The 19,633-nt window shown below is 73.2% G+C and carries 20 protein-coding genes, 4 tRNA genes and 2 pseudogenes; 12 read left to right on the top strand and 14 right to left on the bottom strand.

Going from position 1 to position 19,633, the window contains the following annotated elements:
- Window positions 1–23 precede the first annotated feature (23 nt).
- Both JKP75_RS07900 and JKP75_RS07895 read right to left on the bottom strand, forming a co-directional pair.
- Window positions 24–1,133 carry a CapA family protein gene (locus JKP75_RS07900; protein ID WP_200492910.1) on the bottom strand — a complete coding sequence of 370 codons (1,110 nt, stop codon included), beginning with the start codon at window positions 1,131–1,133 and terminating at the stop codon, window positions 24–26.
- Window positions 1,134–1,142: 9 nt separating this feature from the next.
- Window positions 1,143–1,694, bottom strand: coding sequence for an MOSC N-terminal beta barrel domain-containing protein (locus JKP75_RS07895; protein WP_200491888.1), 552 nt, complete (start codon window positions 1,692–1,694; stop codon window positions 1,143–1,145).
- A 267-nt stretch (window positions 1,695–1,961) separates the two neighbouring features.
- Between JKP75_RS07895 and JKP75_RS07890 the strand changes: the two genes are divergently transcribed.
- The 3 genes from JKP75_RS07890 to JKP75_RS07880 all read left to right on the top strand — a co-directional run bounded on the left by JKP75_RS07890 (window position 1,962) and on the right by JKP75_RS07880 (window position 4,814).
- Window positions 1,962–2,750 (top strand): hypothetical protein, encoded by a 789-nt coding sequence (locus JKP75_RS07890; protein ID WP_200491889.1) that lies wholly within the window; start codon window positions 1,962–1,964, stop codon window positions 2,748–2,750.
- A 13-nt stretch (window positions 2,751–2,763) separates the two neighbouring features.
- Window positions 2,764–4,167: a multicopper oxidase family protein gene (locus JKP75_RS07885; protein ID WP_309229633.1), complete on the top strand. Its 1,404-nt coding sequence runs from the start codon at window positions 2,764–2,766 to the stop codon at window positions 4,165–4,167.
- 89 nt (window positions 4,168–4,256) lie between these two features.
- Window positions 4,257–4,814, top strand: a complete 558-nt coding sequence (locus JKP75_RS07880; RefSeq protein WP_200491890.1) for a dihydrofolate reductase family protein — start codon at window positions 4,257–4,259, stop codon at window positions 4,812–4,814.
- Between the two features lie 69 nt (window positions 4,815–4,883).
- Here the strand turns inward: JKP75_RS07880 and JKP75_RS07875 are convergent.
- A tRNA-Val gene (locus JKP75_RS07875) sits at window positions 4,884–4,955 on the bottom strand.
- Window positions 4,956–4,996: 41 nt separating this feature from the next.
- Window positions 4,997–5,467 carry a TIGR02611 family protein gene (locus JKP75_RS20900; RefSeq protein ID WP_309229632.1) on the bottom strand — a complete coding sequence of 157 codons (471 nt, stop codon included), beginning with the start codon at window positions 5,465–5,467 and terminating at the stop codon, window positions 4,997–4,999.
- A gap of 269 nt (window positions 5,468–5,736) precedes the next feature.
- Here JKP75_RS20900 and JKP75_RS20895 point away from each other — a divergent pair.
- From JKP75_RS20895 to JKP75_RS07850, 5 genes and pseudogenes are all read left to right on the top strand, one after another.
- Window positions 5,737–6,000 (top strand): annotated as a pseudogene (locus JKP75_RS20895) (SsgA family sporulation/cell division regulator); the annotation flags it as partial.
- Window positions 5,975–6,202 (top strand): SsgA family sporulation/cell division regulator, encoded by a 228-nt coding sequence (locus tag JKP75_RS20890; protein ID WP_242472827.1) that lies wholly within the window; start codon window positions 5,975–5,977, stop codon window positions 6,200–6,202. The pseudogene JKP75_RS20895 and the gene JKP75_RS20890, both read left to right, overlap by 26 nt.
- A 105-nt stretch (window positions 6,203–6,307) precedes the next feature.
- Window positions 6,308–6,379: transfer RNA gene (locus JKP75_RS07860), tRNA-Gly, on the top strand.
- 41 nt (window positions 6,380–6,420) lie between these two features.
- Window positions 6,421–6,491: transfer RNA gene (locus JKP75_RS07855), tRNA-Cys, on the top strand.
- 55 nt (window positions 6,492–6,546) lie between these two features.
- Window positions 6,547–6,621: transfer RNA gene (locus JKP75_RS07850), tRNA-Val, on the top strand.
- Between the two features lie 62 nt (window positions 6,622–6,683).
- Here the strand turns inward: JKP75_RS07850 and JKP75_RS07845 are convergent.
- Together JKP75_RS07845 and coaE are read right to left on the bottom strand one after the other, a co-directional pair.
- Window positions 6,684–7,250, bottom strand: coding sequence for a GNAT family N-acetyltransferase (locus tag JKP75_RS07845; RefSeq protein ID WP_309229631.1), 567 nt, complete (start codon window positions 7,248–7,250; stop codon window positions 6,684–6,686).
- Window positions 7,243–7,839, bottom strand: coding sequence for a dephospho-CoA kinase (gene coaE, locus JKP75_RS07840; RefSeq protein ID WP_200491893.1), 597 nt, complete (start codon window positions 7,837–7,839; stop codon window positions 7,243–7,245). The genes JKP75_RS07845 and coaE overlap by 8 nt, the downstream gene beginning before the upstream one ends.
- A gap of 146 nt (window positions 7,840–7,985) precedes the next feature.
- Here coaE and JKP75_RS07835 point away from each other — a divergent pair, with 146 nt between their 5' ends.
- The gene (locus JKP75_RS07835; protein WP_200491894.1) at window positions 7,986–8,261 is read left to right on the top strand and encodes a hypothetical protein; all 276 of its coding nucleotides are present in this window, start codon (window positions 7,986–7,988) and stop codon (window positions 8,259–8,261) included.
- 249 nt (window positions 8,262–8,510) lie between these two features.
- On the opposite strand, the gene rpsA is transcribed toward JKP75_RS07835, so the two are convergent.
- Window positions 8,511–9,980: a 30S ribosomal protein S1 gene (rpsA, locus tag JKP75_RS07830; protein WP_200491895.1), complete on the bottom strand. Its 1,470-nt coding sequence runs from the start codon at window positions 9,978–9,980 to the stop codon at window positions 8,511–8,513.
- Window positions 9,981–10,201: 221 nt separating this feature from the next.
- Here rpsA and JKP75_RS07825 point away from each other — a divergent pair, with 221 nt between their 5' ends.
- Window positions 10,202–11,056, top strand: coding sequence for a class I SAM-dependent methyltransferase (locus JKP75_RS07825; RefSeq protein ID WP_200491896.1), 855 nt, complete (start codon window positions 10,202–10,204; stop codon window positions 11,054–11,056).
- A gap of 105 nt (window positions 11,057–11,161) precedes the next feature.
- Window positions 11,162–11,737: a histidine phosphatase family protein gene (locus tag JKP75_RS07820; protein WP_200491897.1), complete on the top strand. Its 576-nt coding sequence runs from the start codon at window positions 11,162–11,164 to the stop codon at window positions 11,735–11,737.
- Window positions 11,738–11,782: 45 nt separating this feature from the next.
- Here the strand turns inward: JKP75_RS07820 and JKP75_RS23745 are convergent, their stop codons facing one another.
- Together JKP75_RS23745 and polA are read right to left on the bottom strand one after the other, a co-directional pair.
- Window positions 11,783–11,995 (bottom strand): DNA polymerase, encoded by a 213-nt coding sequence (locus tag JKP75_RS23745; RefSeq protein WP_309229688.1) that lies wholly within the window; start codon window positions 11,993–11,995, stop codon window positions 11,783–11,785.
- A gap of 103 nt (window positions 11,996–12,098) precedes the next feature.
- Window positions 12,099–14,519: pseudogene (polA, locus tag JKP75_RS07815) on the bottom strand (DNA polymerase I); the annotation flags it as partial.
- Between the two features lie 74 nt (window positions 14,520–14,593).
- Between polA and JKP75_RS07810 the strand changes: the two are divergent.
- On the top strand, window positions 14,594–15,004 hold the full coding sequence (locus JKP75_RS07810; protein WP_200491898.1) for a PaaI family thioesterase: 411 nt from the start codon (window positions 14,594–14,596) through the stop codon (window positions 15,002–15,004).
- A 21-nt stretch (window positions 15,005–15,025) separates the two neighbouring features.
- Here JKP75_RS07810 and JKP75_RS20885 read toward each other — a convergent pair whose 3' ends face one another.
- From JKP75_RS20885 to JKP75_RS07785, 5 genes are all read right to left on the bottom strand, one after another.
- A complete protein-coding gene (locus tag JKP75_RS20885) occupies window positions 15,026–15,631 on the bottom strand; it encodes a GNAT family N-acetyltransferase (protein WP_200491899.1) in 606 nt (201 codons plus the stop codon).
- Between the two features lie 257 nt (window positions 15,632–15,888).
- A complete protein-coding gene (locus JKP75_RS07800; RefSeq protein WP_200491900.1) occupies window positions 15,889–16,605 on the bottom strand; it encodes an ABC transporter ATP-binding protein in 717 nt (238 codons plus the stop codon).
- Window positions 16,605–17,441 (bottom strand): ABC transporter ATP-binding protein, encoded by an 837-nt coding sequence (locus JKP75_RS07795; RefSeq protein ID WP_309229629.1) that lies wholly within the window; start codon window positions 17,439–17,441, stop codon window positions 16,605–16,607. The genes JKP75_RS07800 and JKP75_RS07795 overlap by 1 nt, the downstream gene beginning before the upstream one ends.
- Window positions 17,434–18,618 carry a branched-chain amino acid ABC transporter permease gene (locus tag JKP75_RS07790; protein WP_200491901.1) on the bottom strand — a complete coding sequence of 395 codons (1,185 nt, stop codon included), beginning with the start codon at window positions 18,616–18,618 and terminating at the stop codon, window positions 17,434–17,436. The genes JKP75_RS07795 and JKP75_RS07790 overlap by 8 nt, the downstream gene beginning before the upstream one ends.
- Complete coding sequence (locus tag JKP75_RS07785; protein ID WP_309229628.1) at window positions 18,615–19,604, bottom strand: branched-chain amino acid ABC transporter permease; 990 nt, start codon at window positions 19,602–19,604, stop codon at window positions 18,615–18,617. Before JKP75_RS07785 ends, JKP75_RS07790 begins: the two co-directional genes overlap by 4 nt.
- Window positions 19,605–19,633 lie beyond the last annotated feature (29 nt).

Raw genomic sequence — 19,633 nt, 5'->3', positions numbered from 1 at the left:
CCGAGACTAGTGCGCGACCGCCCTCACCCCGGGAGTACTTCCAGTCCGGCGGCCCGCGCGCCCCGCCGGTCCAGCACCTCGGCGATCCGGGCGGCGCTCGCCGGGTCGGCCGGCACGACGCGGACGCCGTCCTCGGCGATCTCGATCCGCAACGGCACCGCCTCGGCGCGCGACACGGTGAACCGCCCGTCGGGACCCCGGGTGAAGGTGAACCGGGCGGCCACCGAGTCCTCCGTCGGGTAGCCCCGCGTGGAGTGCTCGGCGAGGTGGTTGCCCAACCCGTAGGCGACCCACTCGCCGTCGATCCGCTCGAACGGCTGCACGACGTGCGCGTGGTGGCCCAGCACCAGGTCGACGTCCGGGGAGGCCAGCAGCGTGCGGACGGCGGCCACCTGCTCGTCGGTCGGGTCCTGCTCGTACTCCCGGCAGCAGTGCAGGCTGGCGACGACGACGTCGGCACCTGCCGCGCGGGCGCGGGACGCCGCCGCCAGCATCCCGTCGACGTCCGGCACCGCGGCCACGTCGACCGCCCACTCCCGGCCGTCCGGGAGCGGCACCCCGTTGAGGCCGAAGGTGGCCGCGACGAACCCCACCCGGACACCGGCCCGCTCCACGATCGTCGGCTCGGCGCTCGCCTGATCGCTGCGATGCGTCCCCGTGTGCGCGATCCCCACCGCGTCCAGCTCGTCCAGCGTGCGGGTGAGCCCCTCGAAGCCGTCGTCGAGGGAGTGGTTGGAGGCGGTGGAGCAGACGTCGTACCCGGCGCCCGCGAGGGCGTCGACGATCTCGGGCTGCACCGCGAAGCTCGGGTAGCCGCGGTAGGGCCCGCCGGCCGCCGCGACCGGGGTCTCCAGGTGGCAGACGGCGAGGTCGGCGTCCCCGATCAGCCCGGAGACGGGAGCCAGCACGCCGGAGAAGTCGTAGGAGCCGTCCGGCTGCCGCGCGCCCCGCGTGAGCGACCGTTCCTGGTGCACCAGCACGTCGCCGGTGGCCAGCAGCGTGACGCTCTCCGGCGCCGGGGGCGCGGGCGCGGTCGTGGTCCCGGGCGCCGCCGCCTCCCGGGACGGCCCACCGGAGCACCCGGCGGCCAGCAGCACCGCGAGCGCGGCGACGACGACGGATCGGCGGGGCACGAGCGGACGCTAGAGCAGGACGGCGTCGCCGACGGACACCTCGCCGGGCCGGCGCACCTCGGCGTAGACGCCCAGGCAGTGCTTCGGTGTACGGGTCACGGCGAGCTCGGCGCTCCCGATCCGCAGCGTGCGGCCCACCCAGGTGCGCTCGTCCTCCCCGTCGGGCAGGTCGAGCACCAGGTTGGCGCGCGGGTCGTCCGCCGAGCAGCCCTCCGGGACGTCGCCGGTGACGGCGCGGTCGATCGCCTGCCGGGAGACCAGGTGCACCGCGGCGGCGTCGGCGGCCGATCCCTCCGCCGCCTGCAGCCGCACGCCCCGGCCCAGCGCCGCGGCGACGGCCCGCGCGTCGGCGTCCGGGTCGCCGCTGGGCGCGATGCCGGCGAGCGCGGGCGCGTGCTTGCCCCGCACCACCTCGCCCGTGCCCGCGTCGACCACCGCCCAGGCGCGGTCCCCCTCGGGCCCCGAGGCCGCCAGCCGCACCCGCTCGCGCGCGGTGCCGCCGAGGGACTTCACCGGGTAGATCCAGATGCCCGCCACGTGCCCGGCCGTCGTCGTCGTCACGGTCCGATCGTCCCCCCGGAGCCCACCGGCTTCCTCGTCGGGCACGTCCGGTGAGGGAGCGGGCACGAGGCGTGCCGCCTCGCGGGGGTGCGGATGGAGTGACTACACCGGTGGAACACGGAGCGCCCTCCGCGTGCCGCCTGCCCTCCACCCTTCCGCGGCAGAGCGGGCGGCACCGCGCCGTCCGCCCAGGTCGAAGGCGAGGACGAGATGACGGGACGGACCCGGCGGGTGCGGCGATGGGCCTCGGGGGGTGCTGCACTGCTGATGGCCACCGCCCTGGCCGCCTGCGGTTCCGACGACGACGGCGACGACGCGCAGGCCTCCTCGGAGACCAGCGCGTCGGAGACCAGCGAGTCGGCGGCCGCCGCCGACCCGGCCGCGTTCTGCGAGGCGTCGGTGGACCTCGAGGGCGCCTTCTCCCTCGGTCCCCCGATCGACGAGACCGCCCCGCCCGAGGAGCAGCAGGCCGCGCTGGAGGAGTTCGGCGCGACCGTCGAGCCGCTGCTGGCCGACGTCGAGGAGAACGCGCCGGAGGAGATTTCCGAGGACGTCGACACCGCCGCGGGGCTCGTGCGCGAGGCGCTCTCCGGTGGCGACCCGTCGGGCCTGGAGAGCCCCGAGTTCCAGCAGGCCGACGACGCCATCGACGAGTACATGCTCGCCGAGTGCGGCTTCGAGCAGGTGGAGGCGACCGGCGTGGACTTCGAGTACGAGGGGTTGCCGGACTCCGTGCCGGCCGGCGTCGTCGCGGTCACCCTGACCAACGAGGGCACCGAGCTGCACGAGATCGGCATCGCGCGCATCAACGACGACGTCACCGACCCCATCGAGGCGCTGCTCACCCTCCCCGAGGAGGAGGTCTTCTCCAAGCTGGAGCTCAAGGGCGTCACCGTCGTCGAGCCGGGGCAGTCGGAGACGACCTTCCTGCGCATGGACGCCGGCCGGTACGGCGCCGCCTGCTTCATCCCCGAGGGGACGATGAGCACGGAGATGCCGGGGATGGGTGCCCCGCACTTCACGATGGGCATGTTCGCCGAGTTCACCGCCGAGTGACCACGGACCGCTGGTGACGGCGACCCGACGCCGGTTCCTGGGGCTGAGCGCCGCCGCGGCCGGGCTGGCCCTGCTGCCCGGCTGCAGCGGCCGAGGCCCGTCGGCCGCGGCTCCCCCGGCCCCGGGGGCGCTGCGGCTGACGGCCGCGCCGATGCGGGTGGACCTCGCCGGGCACGAGATCCCGACGTGGGGGTACGGCACGCTGCCCGGTCCGGAGATCCGGCTCCGGGCCGGAGACGTGCTGCGGGTGGAGCTGGACAACGCGCTGCCCGAGGACACGACCATCCACTGGCACGGGCTGGCACCGCCCAACCGGATGGACGGCGTGCCGCGGGTGACCCAGGACCCGGTCGTGCCCGGCGGGCGGTTCACCTACGAGTTCACGACGCCGGTGCCCGGGTCGTTCATGTACCACGCGCACGTCGGCATGCAGCTGGACCGCGGGCTCTACGGCCCGCTGGTCGTGGAGCCCCGGTCGGAGGAGCTCTCCTACGACCGCGAGCACGTCCTGATGCTCGACGACTGGCGGGACGGCGTGGACGCCCACGGCGGGCACGGGCCGGCTCCCGGTCCGGACGCCGGGCCGGGCGCCGCGCCGGGTGCCGACGAGGACCCCGGCGACGCGGTCTCCTTCGGCGGGCGCTCGTACCCGCTGCTGCTGGTCAACGGCCGTCCTCCCGAGGACGCCCCGGTGCTCACGACCCGGCCGGGCGACCGGCTGCGCCTGCGGGTCATGAACATCGCGGCCGACACCGGCTTCCGGTTCGCCGTCGCCGGGCACCGGCTGACGGTCACCCACACCGACGGCATGCCGGTCGAGCCGGTCACCGTCGAGGCGCTGCGGCTGGGCATGGGCGAGCGGTACGACGTGCTCGTCGAGTGCGACCAGGCCGGGGGCGTGTGGCAGATCGGCGTCCAGGCCGAGGGGCGCACGGGCTGGGGGCGGGCCCTGCTCCGGTACGACGGAAGCGAGGCGTCGTCGCCGCCGGCCGTCGCCGAGCGGCCCGCCGAGCTGGACGGCCGGCTGGCGTCCTACGCCGACCTGCTGGCGCGCGAGCCGCTGCCGCTGCCCTCGGGTGAGCCCGACCGGCGCTTCGAGCTGGAGCTCTCGGGCACCCAGATCGGTGGCCAGAGCTACCCCGACGCCGATCCACTGCCGGTCGCCGAGGGCGAGTGGGTGCGGATCTCGATGCGCAACACCAGCGCGAAGTGGCACCCGATGCACCTGCACGGCCACCACTTCCAGGTCCTCACCCCCACGGGCCGCGGCCCGGTCAAGGACACCGTCACCGTCCCGGCGCGCGGGGGCGAGGTGACCTTCGACTTCCTGGCCACCAACCCCGGCGACTGGCTGTTCCACTGCCACAACCACCACCACATGGAGGACGGGATGGTGCGACTGGTCCGCTACGGCTGACCCGCCCCGCGCGACCGCTCAGTTCCCGGGCCGGCTCCGGTCGGAGCGGCAGGAGACCGGAGCCGCAGCGCTCGGACCGGGAGGAACGCATGGGCAGGCTCGTGTACGGGATGGTGACCTCGCTCGACGGCTACGCCGTGGCGGCGGACGGCGACCTCGGTCGCGGCGCCGAGGACGAGGAGGTGCACACCTACATCGGCGACCTCTTCCGCGACCTGGGCACGTACCTCTACGGCCGGCGCATGTACGAGACGATGGTCTTCTGGGAGACCGCGCACGCCGAGCCGGGCGCCCCGCCGCACATCGTGCAGTACGCGCGGGACTGGCAGGCGGCGCAGAAGGTCGTCTACTCCACGACGCTGGAGGACGTGTCGAGCGCGCGCACGCGGATCGAGCGCACCTTCGACCCCGAGGCGGTGCGCCGGCTCAAGGCGGCCTCCGACGCCGACCTCTCCGTCGACGGCCCGACCCTGGCCGCCCAGGCGATCGCGGCCGGCCTGGTGGACGACTACCACCTGTTCACCACGACCAGCGTGGTCGGCGCCGGCACCCGCTTCTTCCCCGACGGCGTCCGCCTGGACCTCGAGCTGGTCGGCGAGAAGGCGTTCGCCAGCGGGCTCGTGCACGCCCACTACCGGGCCCGCTGAGCGGCCACCCCGGGAACGACGAAGGGCCAGGTCCACCCGTTCCCGGGGTGACCTGGCCCTGCGTGCCGGTGGGCGATACTGGGTTCGAACCAGTGACCTCTTCGGTGTGAACGAAGCGCTCTACCACTGAGCCAATCGCCCGGCGCGGCCGCTCGCGACCGCGGTGCCATTCTGCCAGACGCTCAGCGCCAGAGCGGCACCCACCCCGGCATCCACCCGGGAACGCCCACGACGTGCAGCGTGACGACCAGGGCGCCGTACACGCAGGCGGCCGTGGCGAGCCCCAGCAGGCCGCGCACCCACACCGGCTGCGCCCCGACCCACGCGGTCCAGCGGGCCACCCGCTCGCGGGTGAACTCGAGCAGCCGCTCAGCCCAGGTGAACTCGGTGGCCAGCACGAAGAGGCCTGCGATGACGGTCAGCCAGCCCGGCCCGGGCAGCGGGATGGTGACCAGCCCGAACGCCACCACGACACCACCGACGACCCCGACCCCGACCCGGTAGGCGTGGTTGGTGCTGCGCCGCGCCGCGATCCGGCGGCGCCAGCGCGCGTCGGCGACCCGCTCGCGCAGGCTGTCCGTGTCGTCCGCGTCGTACCGGGCGCGCCGCTCGGTGCCGGTCTCCCGCTTCGGGTGCCGGTCCGGCGTGGCCACGGTCTCCTGTCCGCTCAGCGGGTCACCTTCCAGGTCAAGGCTGCGTCGTACCGGTATCGGTCCCCCGGACGACCTCCGCAGCCTACGTCGGGGGCCTTGCGGGCAGTGGCCCCCGCGCAACCTCTTCCGTCCCGACTGCACCAAACCCGTTTCCGAACCGTCCTCGGCGGACACACACCTTTGCATGACCGACAGGCGTGGCCGGTGTGGCGGGTGTGACTGGAGTGACGAGCTGCGTCACTCCCCGAGCGGGATGTCGTTGACCTGACATGGCCAGCCGCTGGAATCCCGGTCACACGTCCCCCGTCACGCTGCAGCTGATCGGTCCGCAATCGTGGACCGAGGTGCCGCCCCTCCTCTGCTACGACGCGGCGGACCCGTTCGCGGTCCGCATCGCCTTCGGCGACATCGGCGACGACAGCGGCACCGTCGACACCGACGAGGGCATCGCCTGGCTGGTCAGCCGCGAGCTGCTCCAGGTGGGCCTCGACCGCCCGTCGGGCGAGGGTGACGTCCGCGTCTGGCCCGCGCACGCGGCCAGCGACGTGCTCTTCCTGCACCTGCGCGCCCCCTCGTGGCGAGGCGCTGTTCGAGCTGTCCCGCGCCGTCGTCGCAAGCTTCCTGCGGCAGACCGAGGCGTTGGTGCCGTCGGGTTCGGAGAGCGAGCTGCTGCGCCTCGACGACGAGCTGCACGTCCTGCTGTCCAACGGCGGAGCAGACCCGACGGGGCGTTGACCTGCGGGAACGCTCCTGCAGTGCCGGCGCGCGACGCAGCGGGGGACCCCCCCTCGTTGGACGCCGAAAGGCCGTCAGGTAACGTTCTCCTCGCAACAACGCAGTGCGGATGTGGCTCAGTGGTAGAGCATCACCTTGCCAAGGTGAGGGTCGCGGGTTCGAATCCCGTCATCCGCTCGGAACCTCGGGCGCTGATCGCGAGATCGGCGCCCGCGTGCGGTGGAGTGGCCGAGAGGCGAGGCAACGGCCTGCAAAGCCGTCTACACGGGTTCAAATCCCGTCTCCACCTCGTTCTCCTCCGCGGAGCACGAGCGCGGAGGAGGGACCGGTCGCGAGACCGGGCCGGGCGATTGGCGCAGCGGTAGCGCGCTTCCCTGACACGGAAGAGGTCACTGGTTCGATCCCAGTATCGCCCACCACGAGAACCCCAGGAGCCCACCGGGCGCCTGGGGTTCTTCCGTTCCGGGGCCCTCCGGCCACCTCAGCCGAGCGTCAGCTCCGCCCGGACGCGCTCACCCTGGACGGTCGTGCTGAACCCCAGTGCCCGCAGCAGCGCGACGGCGCCTGCGTTGCCGGTCGTCGTGTCGGCCCGCACCGTCGCCGCACCGGCCTCCCGGGCCCGTTCCAGGAGCAGCCGCACCGCCGTCGTGCCGACCCCCCGCCCCCGGGCGTCGCGCACGAGCCAGATCCCGGTCTCGAACCCGCCGGGCTCGCCGGTCCGGCGCAGCCGCACGGAGCCGAGGACGCGGCCGGTGTCCTGGTCCTCCCCCGGGGCGAACTCGACGACGGCCCAGGTGACCTCACCGGCGGGCCCGTCGAGCCCGGCCCGCCGGTCCCGGTGGAACGCCCGCAGCCACTCGACCCGCTCCGGGCTCCACCCAGGGCCGGGGGTGACCGGCGGGGTCACCTCGTCGGCCGAGGCACCCTCGAGAGCGGCCGCGACCAGCCGGGAGAGGACTCCCTCCGCCACCGGCCGCAGGTCGACCCCGACGAGGGCCTCGAGCCGGCCCCGTTCGCGCCGCCGCGCCCGCGACCCGGGATCAGCCACGGGCCGGCTCGACCCGCTCCCCCCAGAACCGGTCGACCTGCGCGGCCAGCTCCTCGCGCGTGCCGCTGTTGTCCAGCACCACGTCGGCGACCTCCCGGCGCTGCTCGTCGGTCGCCTGCGCGGCGATGCGCGCCCGCGCGTCCTCCTCGGTCATGCCGCGCTCCACGAGCCGCGCCAGCCGGGTCCCGAGGTCGGCCTCCACCACCAGGACCAGGTCGTAGCTGCTCGCCTGACCGGTCTCCACGAGCAGCGGGACGTCGTTGACCAGGACGGCGTCCGGCGCCGCGGCAGCGGTCAGCTCGAGCGCCCGGTCGCGGACCAGCGGGTGGACGATCGCGTCCAGCCGGGCGCGCGCCGCGGGGTCGGCGAACACGATGGCGGCCAGCGCCGGCCGGTCCAACGAGCCGTCGGCGGCGAGCACGCCGTCCCCGAACGCCTCGACGACCGCGGCCAACCCGGGCGTGCCCGGCTCGACGACCTCCCTGGCGATGCGGTCGGCATCGACGATCACCGCGCCCCGGGCGTCGAGCAGGGCCGAGACCGTGCTCTTCCCCGAGCCGATCCCACCGGTCAGTCCGATCCGCAGCATGTGCGCAGAGTAGCGACCGGCGCCGTCGGAGGTCACGGAGAGGTAACACGACCGCGCACCCACCGGCGCGTCGCACGAGTCCCACCAGTCACACGGCTAACTTCGGCCTCGGCGATCTTCCCCGCCGAAGAGAGGCAGGCCCCCCCATGTCCCGTCACCGGACCACCGCCGGCACCCCGTCCACCCGCGCAGCCTCCCGGGGCGCCGGACGGCACCGGATGGGCGCCACCAACGGCGTCAGCTGCGCGGACATCCCCGCCGTCCGCGAGCGCATGGCGTTCCAGCGCCCCCAGCCCGGGCCGCGCAACGCCTTCCTGCGCTGGCTGGTGCAGACCCCGCCCGCCGGCCGGCACACCTGGACCTTCCTCGCCGGCAACGGCGGCCGCCCGCGCACCGCGTTCGCCATCATCCTCAGCCTCTGACGGCCGGGCGCGCACGCGCCCCGCAGCCGAGCAGCGCCCGCCGCCCCAGGGGGATCTGGGACGGCGCCGGCATCCGACAGGCCCCGTGGACGACCGTCCACGGGGCCTGTCGTCGTCGCCGGAGCCTGTCGTCTTCGGAGTCCGGTCCTCGGGGTCGTGACCTCCCCCGGAGAACGCCGGAGGCCCAGGACCGCGTGGGTCCTGGGCCTCCGTCGTTCAGTGCCGGGCGCTCGGCGCCGGGCTAGCTGCTCACTCGCCGCCGGCGAGCTTGGCCCGCAGCGCGGCCAGGGCCTCGTCGCTGGCCAGCGTGCCGCCGGTGCTGGCCGGGGCGTCCGGACCAGCAGCGTCGTCGCTGGAGTAGCTGCCACCGGCCGCAGCCTCGGCGTCGGCCTCCTTGGCCGCCGCGATCTGCTTGCGGTGCGCCTCGAAGCGAGCCTGGGCCTCGGCGTACTGCCGCTCCCAGGTCTCGCGGGCCTCGTCGAAGCCCTCGAGCCACTCGCCCGTCTCGGGGTCGAAGCCCTCCGGGTAGATGTAGTTGCCCTGCTCGTCGTAGGACGCCGACATGCCGTAGGCGGCCGGGTCGAACTGCTCCTCGTCGCCGACGACGCCCTCGTTGGCCTGCTTCAGGGACAGCGAGATGCGGCGGCGGTCCAGGTCGATGTCGATGACCTTGACCAGGAGCTCGTCGCCGACCTGCACGACCTGCTCCGGGATCTCCACGTGGCGCTCGGCCAGCTCGGAGATGTGCACCAGGCCCTCGATGCCCTCGTCGACGCGCACGAACGCACCGAAGGGAACCAGCTTGGTGACCTTGCCCGGGACGACCTGACCGATCTGGTGCGTGCGGGCGAACTGACGCCACGGGTCCTCCTGCGTCGCCTTCAGCGACAGGGAGACCCGCTCGCGGTCCAAGTCGACGTCGAGGACCTCGACGGTGACCTCCTGGCCCACCTCGACGACCTCGGACGGGTGGTCGATGTGCTTCCACGACAGCTCGGAGACGTGCACCAGACCGTCGACGCCGCCGAGGTCCACGAACGCACCGAAGTTGACGATCGAGGAGACGACGCCCGTGCGGACCTGGCCCTTGGCGAGCTTGTTGAGGAACTCGCTGCGCACCTCGGACTGGGTCTGCTCCAGCCACTGGCGACGGGAGAGCACGACATTGTTGCGGTTCTTGTCGAGCTCGATGATCTTCGCCTCGAGCTCGCGGCCCACGTAGGGCTGGAGGTCGCGGACGCGGCGCATCTCGACCAGCGAGGCCGGGAGGAACCCGCGGAGACCGATGTCCAGGATGAGGCCGCCCTTGACGACCTCGATGACGGTGCCGGTGACGACCTCGTCGGCTTCCTTCTTGGCCTCGATCGTGCCCCAGGCGCGCTCGTACTGAGCGCGCTTCTTGGAGAGGATCAGCCGGCCTTCCTTGTCCTCCTTCTGGAGAACAAGGGCTTCCACCTCGTCGCCGACCTTGACGACCTCGTTCGGGTCGACGTCGTGCTTGATGGAGAGCTCGCGCGAGGGGATGACGCCCTCGGTCTTGTAGCCGATGTCCAGCAGCACCTCGTCCCGGTCGACCTTGACGATGACGCCCTCGACGATGTCGCCATCGTTGAAGTACTTGATCGTGGCGTCGATGGCGGCGAGGAAGTCCTCTTCGCTGCCGATGTCGTTGACGGCGACCTGGGGGGTGCTGGAAGGACGGACCTGAGTGGAGGTCATGTGGTTGGTTGCTCCGGACGGTTTATGCGTAGGGACAGGGAACCCCGTGGCCTCGGGACCACGAGGGTGGTTCAGCGGGGGAAGCCGGCTCTGGCGTTCCGTGTGGGGAAAACCACGACAGACCTCTGGCGCATTCCTCATGGTACGGACGTCGGGAGGCCCGGGTCCACCTGGGTGCGCGCCGTCCGGCCGCCCCGGCGGCGTGTCACCATCGGCGTGTCATGAGCACCCCTCCCCCGCCCGCCGGCGGTCTGCCCCTCGGCGGCGACGGCTACCCCGCCGCCGGCGGCGTGGCCCGGCGCCCCGCGGGCCAGGACGAGTCCGCCCGCGCCAACAGGCGCTGGTGGGACGCCGCCGCCCCCGCCTACCTGGCCGAGCACGGCTCCGACCTCGGCGACGCGGACTTCCTCTGGTGCCCCGAGGGGCTGCGCGAGGCCGACGCCCGCCTGCTGGGCGACGTCGCCGGCCGCCGGGTGGTCGAGATCGGCTGCGGCTCGGCGCCGTGCGCCCGTTGGCTGGCCCGTGAGGGCGCCGCCGTCGTCGCGCTGGACCTCTCCGCCGGCATGCTGGCCCGCGCCGCCGAGCTCAACCGGGCCACCGGCCTCGACGTCCCGCTGCTGCAGGCCGACGCCGGGGCGCTGCCGCTGGCGACCGGTTCGGCGGACCTGGCCTGCTCGGCGTTCGGCGGGCTGCCGTTCGTCGCGGACGCGCACGCGGTGCTGACCGAGGTCGCCCGGGTGCTGCGGCCCGGCGGGCGTTTCGTGGCGTCGGTGAACCACCCGATGCGCTGGCCGTTCCCCGACTCCCCCGACCCCGAGGACCTCCAGGTCACCTCGTCCTACTTCGACCGGCGGCCCTACGTGGAGACCGACGGCTCGGGCCGCACGGTCTACGTCGAGCACCACCGCACGGTCGGCGACTGGGTCCGGGCGGTGGTCGGCGCGGGCCTGGTCCTCGAGGACCTGGTCGAGCCGGAGTGGACGCCGAGCCGCACCCAGACCTGGGGCCAGTGGTCCCCCGAGCGCGGCGCCCTGGTGCCCGGCACGCTGATCCTGGTCTGCCGCACGCCCGCGTGACCCGGTGCGCCGGACGGTCCGTCCGCGACGCGCCGACGTGAGGACACCGACCGGGTCGCGGCCCGGACCTGCCCGCCGGCAGCCGGCGCGCGGTTGACTGCCGACGTGCAGATCTACGTGGTGACCCACGCCGAGGTCGCCGTCGACCCCGGCGTGCCGGTTCCCGAGTGGGGCCTGTCCGCCGACGGTCGCGCCCGCCTGACCCACCTGGTCGCGCAGCCGTGGGTGCCCACGCTGACCGCTGTCGTCAGCAGCGCGGAGCGGAAGGCGCTGGAGACGGCCGGGGCGCTCGCCGAGGCGACCGGCCTGGCGGTGGAGGTCGACCCGGAGCTGGGCGAGAACGACCGCTCGGCGACGGGCTACCTCCCGCCCGCCGAGTTCGAGGCGGTGGCGGACGCGTTCTTCGCGCGGCCCGAGGAGAGCGTGCGCGGGTGGGAGCGGGCGGTCGACGCCCAGCGGCGCTTCGTGCGCGCCGTCGAGCGGGCGGTCGCGGCCGCGGTGGGCGACGTCGCCGTCGTCGCCCACGGCGCGGTGGGTGCACTGCTGCTGTGCCACCTGCTCGGCGTCCCCGTCGACCGCCGGTACGACCAGCCGGGACAGGGCAGCTGGTACCGCTTCGACGCGGCGACCGGCCGCGTCGTCCACGGCTGGCAGCGCATCAGCCCCGCGCGGACCGGCTGAGGACAGGTCTCACGCTCGACCTCAGCTGCAGGGTTGCCCCGGGGGTCAGTGCGCGGCGTCGTTCCAGGTGCGACCGAACCCGACCGAGACCTCCAGCGGCACCGACAGCTCGGCGGCACCGGCCATCTCGCGGCGGACCAGCGTCTCCAGGGCGTCCTTCTCCCCCGGCGCCACCTCGAGCACGAGTTCGTCGTGCACCTGCAGCAGCATCCGCGACTCCAGCCCCTCGGCCGCGATCGCCTTCTCCACGTTGAGCATGGCGACCTTGATGACGTCGGCGGCCGAGCCCTGGATCGGGGCGTTTGAGCGCCATGCGCTCGGCCATCTGCCGGCGCTGGCCGTTGTCGCTGGTGAGGTCGGGGAGGTAACGGCGGCGGCCCAGCGTCGTCTCGGTGTACCCGGTCTGCCGGGCGTCGTCGACGACCCCGTCGAGGTAGTCGCGGATGCCGCCGAACCGCTCGAAGTAGGCGTTCATCTGCTCGCGCGCCTCCTCGACGGAGATGCGCAGCTGCCCGGACAGCCCGTAGGCCGACAGCCCGTACGCGAGCCCGTAGCTCATCGCCTTGATCCGCCGGCGCATCTCCGGGTCGACCTCGCTGATCGGGATGTCGAAGGCCCGCGAGGCGACGAAGGAGTGCAGGTCCTCCCCCGACGTGAAGGCCTCGATCAGGCCCTCGTCGCCGGAGAGGTGCGCCATGATGCGCATCTCGATCTGGCTGTAGTCCGCCGTCATCAGCGACTCGTAGCCCTGCCCGACGACGAACGCCTGCCGGATCCGGCGGCCCTCGGCGGTGCGGATCGGGATGTTCTGCAGGTTGGGGTCGGTCGAGGAGAGCCGGCCGGTGGCGGCGATCGTCTGCTGGAACGTGGTGTGGATCCGCGAGGCGTCGTCGACCATCGGGATGAGCCCGTCGATGACGGTGCGCAAACGGGTCACGTCGCGGTGCCGCAGCAGGTGCTCGAGGAACGGGTGCCCGGTCGAGGCCAGCAGCGAGGTGAGCGCGTCGGCGTCGGTCGTGTACCCGGTCTTGTTCTTCTTCGTCTTCGGCAGGCCGAGCTCGTCGAAGAGCACCGCCTGCAGCTGCTTCGGCGAGCCCAGGTTCACCTCGCGGCCGATCACGGCGTAGCACTCCGCTGCCGCCTGGGCGACGCCGTCGGCGAACTCCTGCTGCAGGTCGCGCAGGAAGTCCAGGTCGACGGCGATGCCGCGGTACTCCATGGCGGCCAGCACGCGGGTGAGCGGAAGCTCGATGCCGCCGAGCAGCGCGTCGCCGCCCTTCTCCCCCAGCACCGTCTCCAGCGCGTCGGAGAGGTCGTTGACCGCGACGGCCTTGAGCACGTCGGCGTGCGCGGCCTCGCGGGCGACGTCGTCCTCGGACGGGCCGAGCCCGTCGAGGGTCAGCTGGCCCTCGGGCTCGGCGGTGTCCTTGAGCTCGCGCCGGAGGTACCGGACGGCGAGGTCCGCGAGGTCGAACGACCGCTGGCCGGGCATCGCCAGGTAGGCGGCCAGCGCGGTGTCGCTGACCACGCCCTCGAGCTCCCACCCGCGCGACCAGATCGCCAGCAGCGGGCCCTTGACCTCGTGCACGACCTTCGGCCGGTCGGGGTCGGCGAGCCAGGCGGCGAGCGCCTGCTCGTCGGCGACCTCGAGGCCGGGGCCCAGGTCGACGAAGGTGGCGTGGTCGTCGCTGCCGGCCAGCCCGAGGCCGGCGAGCTCGCCGACGCCTCGGCCCCAGCTCCCGCGGAAGATCACCCCGGTGCGCCCCTGCGCGTAGGTGTCCAGCCACTCCGCCAGCTCGCCGCGCGAGAGCTCGTCGAGGACGACCTCGAAGCCGCCCTCGACCTCCGGCTCGGCGCTGGAGAGCGTGGCGAACAGCCGCTCGCGCAGCACGCGGAACTGCAGGTTGTCGAAGAGGGTGTGCACCTCGTTGCGGTCCCAGGCCTGGACGGCGAGGTCCTGCGGGCCCACCTCGAGGGGCACCGACCGGTCGAGCTCGGTGAGCCGGCGGTTCTGCATCACCGAGGAGAGGTGCTCGCGCAGCTTCTCGCCGACCTTGCCCTTGACGGTGTCCACCTGGTCGACCAGCGCGTCCAGCGAGCCGTACTCGCGCACCCACTTGGCCGCGGTCTTCTCCCCCACGCTCGGGATGCTGGGCAGGTTGTCGCTCGGGTCGCCGCGCAGCGCGGCGAAGTCCGGGTACTGCGTCGGGGTGAGGCCGTACTTCTCCTCGACCGCGTCGGGGGTGAACCGGGTCATGTCCGAGACGCCCTTGCGCGGGTAGAGCACGGTGACGTGCTCGTTGACCAGCTGCAGCGCGTCGCGGTCGCCGGTGGCGATGAGCACGTCCATCCCCTGCTCGACCGCCTGCACGGTGAGCGTGGCGATGACGTCGTCGGCCTCGTAGCCCTCGGCGGTGATGACCGGCACGCGCAGCGCGCCGAGCACCTCCTGCACGAGGCTGACCTGGCCGCGGAAGTCGGTCGGGCTCTCGGCCCGGTTGGCCTTGTACTCGGCGAAGATCTCGCTGCGGAAGGTCTTGCGGCCGACGTCGAACGCCACGGCCAGGTGCGAGGGCTGCTCGTCGCGCAGGATGTTGATCAGCATCGAGGTGAAGCCGTAGACCGCGTTGGTCGGCTGCCCGGTCGTGGTGGAGAAGTTCTCGACCGGGAGCGCGAAGAAGGCGCGGTAGGCCAGCGAGTGACCGTCGAGGAGCAGCAGCCGGGGGCGCGTGCCCGTGCTGGCAGGGGTGGCGGGCGCGGAGGTGGAGACCGGAGCGGACATCGGTTCCGATCCTAGGTGCGGGCACCGACACCCGGGGCCGGGCGACCCCGGGACGGGGTGGCTACGGTGCCGGGGTGAGCACTCCTCCCCCCGAATGGCTGCCCGGCCACGCGCTCAGCCCGCTGGACGACAAGCTGGGCATCGAGATCGTCGACTACACCCCCGACCGGCTGGTGGCGACCATGCCGGTGGCCGGCAACGAGCAGCCCTTCGGCCTGCTGCACGGCGGGGCCACCTGCGCGCTGGTCGAGACGATCGGCTCGGTGGCCGGTGCGATCGGCGCGGGCCCGGGCAAGCAGGTCGTCGGCGTGGAGCTGAACGCCAGCTACCTGCGCGCCGCGACCTCGGGCACGGTGACCGCGGTCTGCACCCCGGTGCGCCGCGGCCGCACGCTGTCGACGTTCCTCATCCAGGTCACCGACGACGAAGGCCGGCAGACGGCCACCGCACGGCTGACCACGATGACCCTGGCCGACCGCACCTGACGCCCGTCGCCTGCCGGCCGGTCAGCGGCCGGCAGGTGCCGAGGGCAGCGGCGGCACCCCGCGCCGCCGGGCCATGGCGGGCACCCGCCGCGGCAGCGGCAGGATCCCGAGCCGGCGGCGCTGCCAGGCGGCCAGCGACCGGCCGAGGGTGTGCACCGAGGCGATCCGGCGGGTGGTGAGCGGAGCGAAGCCCATGCGCGCGAAGAACCGCTGCCGGTCGGCCTCCTGGGCCACGGCGGCGACGACGTGCGCCGCACCGTTGGCCCGCGCGTAGCCGGCGGCGGCGGCGAGCAGGGCGGCACCGACGCCGGAGCGCCGGTGGTCGCGGTGCACGACGAAGGTGTCCACGGTGACCTGCGGGGTGCCCAGCACCAGCGACAGCGGGTCCAGGCCCAGCACCGCCAGGCCCACGGCGACCCCGGTCTCCGGGCAGCCGTCGGCCCCCGGCAGGACGGCCAGGACCACCTGGTGCCCGCCGTCCTCGAGCAGGCGGCGGAAGCCGGCGCCGGCGGCGTGCACCGGCGGGTGGCCGGTCAGCACCTCCTCGGCGTGCGCCTCGGACCGGTGCTGGCGGACCAGGTCCAGGACGACGGGCAGGTCCTCGGGACGTGCGACCCGCGTGACCACCCTGGATCGCGATGCGACTCCCGGCACAGCTGCCTCCCTGGACGAATTGAGCGCAGCGTGCCGCCCCGCCCACACGGGGTGACGGCGGCGCGCCGCCCCGTGTGACGGGCGGGACGCGCGGTGCGGAAAGCGACCGGGCGGTGAGCAACCAGGCGGCGCACCACAGACCCGCAGGTGCCACCGGCAGCCGGCGCCGCCGAACGCAGCGGGGCCCGGACGTCCGAGGACGTCCGGGCCCCGCCGGCCGGGTCAGCCGGTCAGACGTCACCACCGAGGTAGGCCGCCCGCACGCTGTCGTCGGCCGCCAGCTCTCGCCCGGTGCCGGTGCGCACGATCTCACCGGTCTCCAGGATGTAGGCGCTGTCGGCGATCTTGAGCGCCTGCGCGGCGTTCTGCTCGACCAGCAGGATGGTGGTGCCCTGCTCGCGGATCTCCTTGATGATGCTGAAGATCTGCTGGATCAGCTTCGGCGCCAGCCCCATGGAGGGCTCGTCCAGCAGCAGCAGCGTCGGGTGCGACATGAGCGCCCGCCCGATCGCCAGCATCTGCTGCTCGCCGCCGGACATCGTGCCGGCCGCCTGGTCCCGCCGCTCCAGCAGCCGCGGGAACAGCCCGAAGACCCGCTCCAGGTCCGCCGACCGCGTCTTCGCCCGGTCCGCGCGCGCGTAGGCGCCCATGTCCAGGTTCTCCACGACGGACATCCCCGGGAAGATCCGCCGCCCCTCGGGCGACTGGCTGATGCCCAGCGGCACCCGCTCGTGCGAGGCCATGTGCGTGACGTCCCGACCCTGGAAGCGCACCGAGCCCGCACGCACCTTGCGCAGCCCGGACAGCGTCTTCAGCGTCGTCGTCTTGCCCGCGCCGTTGGCCCCGATGAGGGTGACCACCGACCCCTGCTCGACGGAGAACGTGATGTCCCGGATGGCCTCGATGCGCCCGTAGTTGACGCACAGCCCCTCGACCTCGAGCAGCATCAGAGGTTCGCCTCCTCGTCGTCGAGATCGTCGACCTCGGTGCCGAGGTAGGCGGCGATGACCGCGGGGTCGTTCCGGACCTCCGCCGGCGAGCCCTCGGCGATCTTGCGGCCGAACTCCAGCACGGCGACCCGGTCGCTCACGCCCATGACCAGGCTCATGTCGTGCTCGATGAGCAGCACGGTGAGGCCGCGGTCGCGGATCCGCCGGATGAGGTCCATGAGCTGGGCCTTCTCCGCCGGGTTGAACCCGGCGGCCGGCTCGTCCAGGCAGAGCAGCTTGGGCTTGGTCGCCATGGCCCGGGCGATCTCCAGCCGGCGCTGGTCGCCGTAGGAGAGGTTGCGGGCCAGCTCGTCGGCCTTCCGCTCGAGACCGAGGAAGCGCATGACGTCGCGGGCGGTCTGCTCGCCCTCGCGCTCCTCGCGGCGGTGCCGCGGCGAGCGGAACAGCGCGTCGACCACGTTCGTGCGGTGGTGGGCGTCGGCACCCACCAGCACGTTCTCCAGCGCCGTCATGTTGCCGAACAGCCGGATGTTCTGGAACGTGCGCGCGATGCCGAGGCGGGTGATCGCGAACCGCTTGCGCCGGCCCAGCGGCTGACCGGCGAAGCGGACCTCGCCGGAGGTGGGCTGGTAGACGCCGGTCATCACGTTGAAGCAGGTCGTCTTGCCGGCGCCGTTGGGCCCGATGAGCCCGAGGATCTCGCCCTCGCGCACGTCGAAGCTCACGCGGTCCAGCGCCTTGAGCCCGCCGAACTGGATGCTGACGTCGTCGACCGACAGCAGCGCCGCGCCCTCCCGGGCGCGGGGCTGCTCGGCCACGGGGATCTCAGACACGATCGGTCCCCTCCTCGAGTGCCTCGAGCTGTTCGTCGACGGCTTGGGCGCGTCTGGTGCGCCTCGGTGGGATCAACCCCTGCGGGCGGAAGTTGGCCAGGATGAGCAGGGCCATGCCGAAGACCAGCAGGCGCCACTCCTCGAAGCCGCGGAACCGCTCCGGCAGGTAGGCCACCACGATCGCACCCATGATGACGCCCCAGCGGTTGCCGGCACCGCCGACGACCACCGCGGCCACGAACAGGATGCTCAGCAGCAGCTGGAAGGACTCGGGGTTGATGAACCCCTGCCGCGAGGCGAACAGGGCGCCCGAGAGGCCACCGATGAACGCGCCCGAGGCGAAGGCCAGCAGCTTGAACCGGAACGTCGGGACGCCCATGAGCTCGGCGGCGTCCTCGTCCTCACGGGTCGCCTCCCAGGCCCGGCCGACGCGGGAGAGCCGCAGCATCCGGTCGGCACCCAGGACGATGAAGATCACCGTGAGCGCGAGCCAGTAGTACGGCGCCTGGTCGGCCACGCCGAACACGAGGAACGTCGTCGTGTCGTCGAGGTCGATGACGGCCGTCGCGCCCTCCCACTGGAGGTGCGGGATCTCGAAGAGCTCCACGCTGGGCGGACGCGGGACGCCGGTGATGCCCTTGGCCGCGCCCAGCCAGTCGGTGTTGAGCGCGGTGAGCCGGATGATCTCGCCGAACCCCAGCGTGACGATCGCCAGGTAGTCGCCCCGGACGCGCAGCGTGGGCGCACCCAGCAGGACGCCGGAGATGGTGGTGAAGACCACCGCCATCGGGATCAGCAGCCACCAGGACAGCTGCGCCTGGAGCGAGCCGAACACGGCGACCGTGTAGGCGCCGATCGCGTAGAACCCGACGTACCCGAGGTCCAGCAGACCGGCGTAACCGAGGACGACGTTGAGCCCCAGGGCGACCAGCACGTAGCTGGCCACCGTGAAGAGCACCGCGCCGAAGTCGGTGTCCGGCGTGCTGAGGATCGGGATCTCCAGCAGCGGCAGCGCGTAGAGGAACACCACGAACGCGCCGATGAGCGTCCACTTCGCGGGCACGGGCAGGGCGGTGATCCGGCGGGCGAGCGCACCGCGGTCCCAGCCCAGCCGGGGGCCCCAGGCCGAGCGGGCTGCGCTCGGCTCGGTGTCGGGGGAAGCCTTTCCCTGAGTCATGCGCGGGCCCTCCCCAGGCTCTCGCCGAGCAGCCCCGTGGGGCGGAACAGCAGGATGACGACCAGCAGCAGGAACGCGACGACGTCGCGCCACTCGGATCCGATCAGCGCCGACCCGTAGTTCTCGGCCAGGCCGAGCACGAAGCCGCCCAGCAGAGCGCCGCGGACGTTGCCGATGCCCCCGAGGACGGCGGCGGTGAACGCCTTCACGCCGAGCAGGAAGCCGGCGTTCCAGCGGGTCACGCCGAAGCGCATCAGGTAGAGCAGCGCGGCCGCGCCGGCCATGATCCCGCCGACGAGGAACGTCGCGCGGATGACGCGGTTGCGGTTGACGCCCATGAGCGCGGCGGCCTCGGAGTCCTGGGCCACCGCGCGGATGCCACGACCGGTGCGGGTGCGCCGGATGAACTGGTCCAGCGCCACCATCATGAGGATGGCGCTGACGATGATGATGATGTCGACGTTGGTGACCGTGTACCCGCCCACGGAGAACACCCCCTCGGTCTCGAGGGGGTTCCGGAAGCGGGTGTTGTCGCGCGCGGAGCGCACGTACGGGTCGAGCGTGTCGCGCAGCCCGAGCCAGCCGGCCACGCGGTCGCGCAGACCCATGAGCTCGGCGAGGGCGAAGCTGGCGCCGATGGCGCTGATGAGCGCGACGAGCTTCGGGGCGTCGAGACGGATGAGCCGGCGGTAGGCCACGCGCTCGAGGAGCAGCGCGACACCACCGCTGACGGTCATGGCGGCCAGCAGGGCCAGCAGCAGGACTCCGATGACGATCGGCAGCGCGCTGCCCGGGGCGACGCCCAGGGCCACGGTCACCCAGACCGCGGCGAAGCTGCCGAACATCCAGACTTCGGAGTGGGCGAAGTTGATCAGCTGGAGCACGCCGTAGACCAGCGTGTAGCCGAGGGCGACGAGGCCGTAGACGGCGCCGAGCACGAGACCGGTGACGGTGAGCTCGACGAAGTTGTCGATCAGGAATGACACGAGGTCTCCGGTAGGCAGGTGGCGACGCG

Origin of the sequence: Blastococcus sp. TML/M2B (assembly GCF_016612865.1) — a bacterium.
Lineage (GTDB): Bacteria > Actinomycetota > Actinomycetes > Mycobacteriales > Geodermatophilaceae > Blastococcus.
Note: the sequence above shows the minus strand (reverse complement) of the source record. Positions and strands in the feature narration are given on the sequence as shown.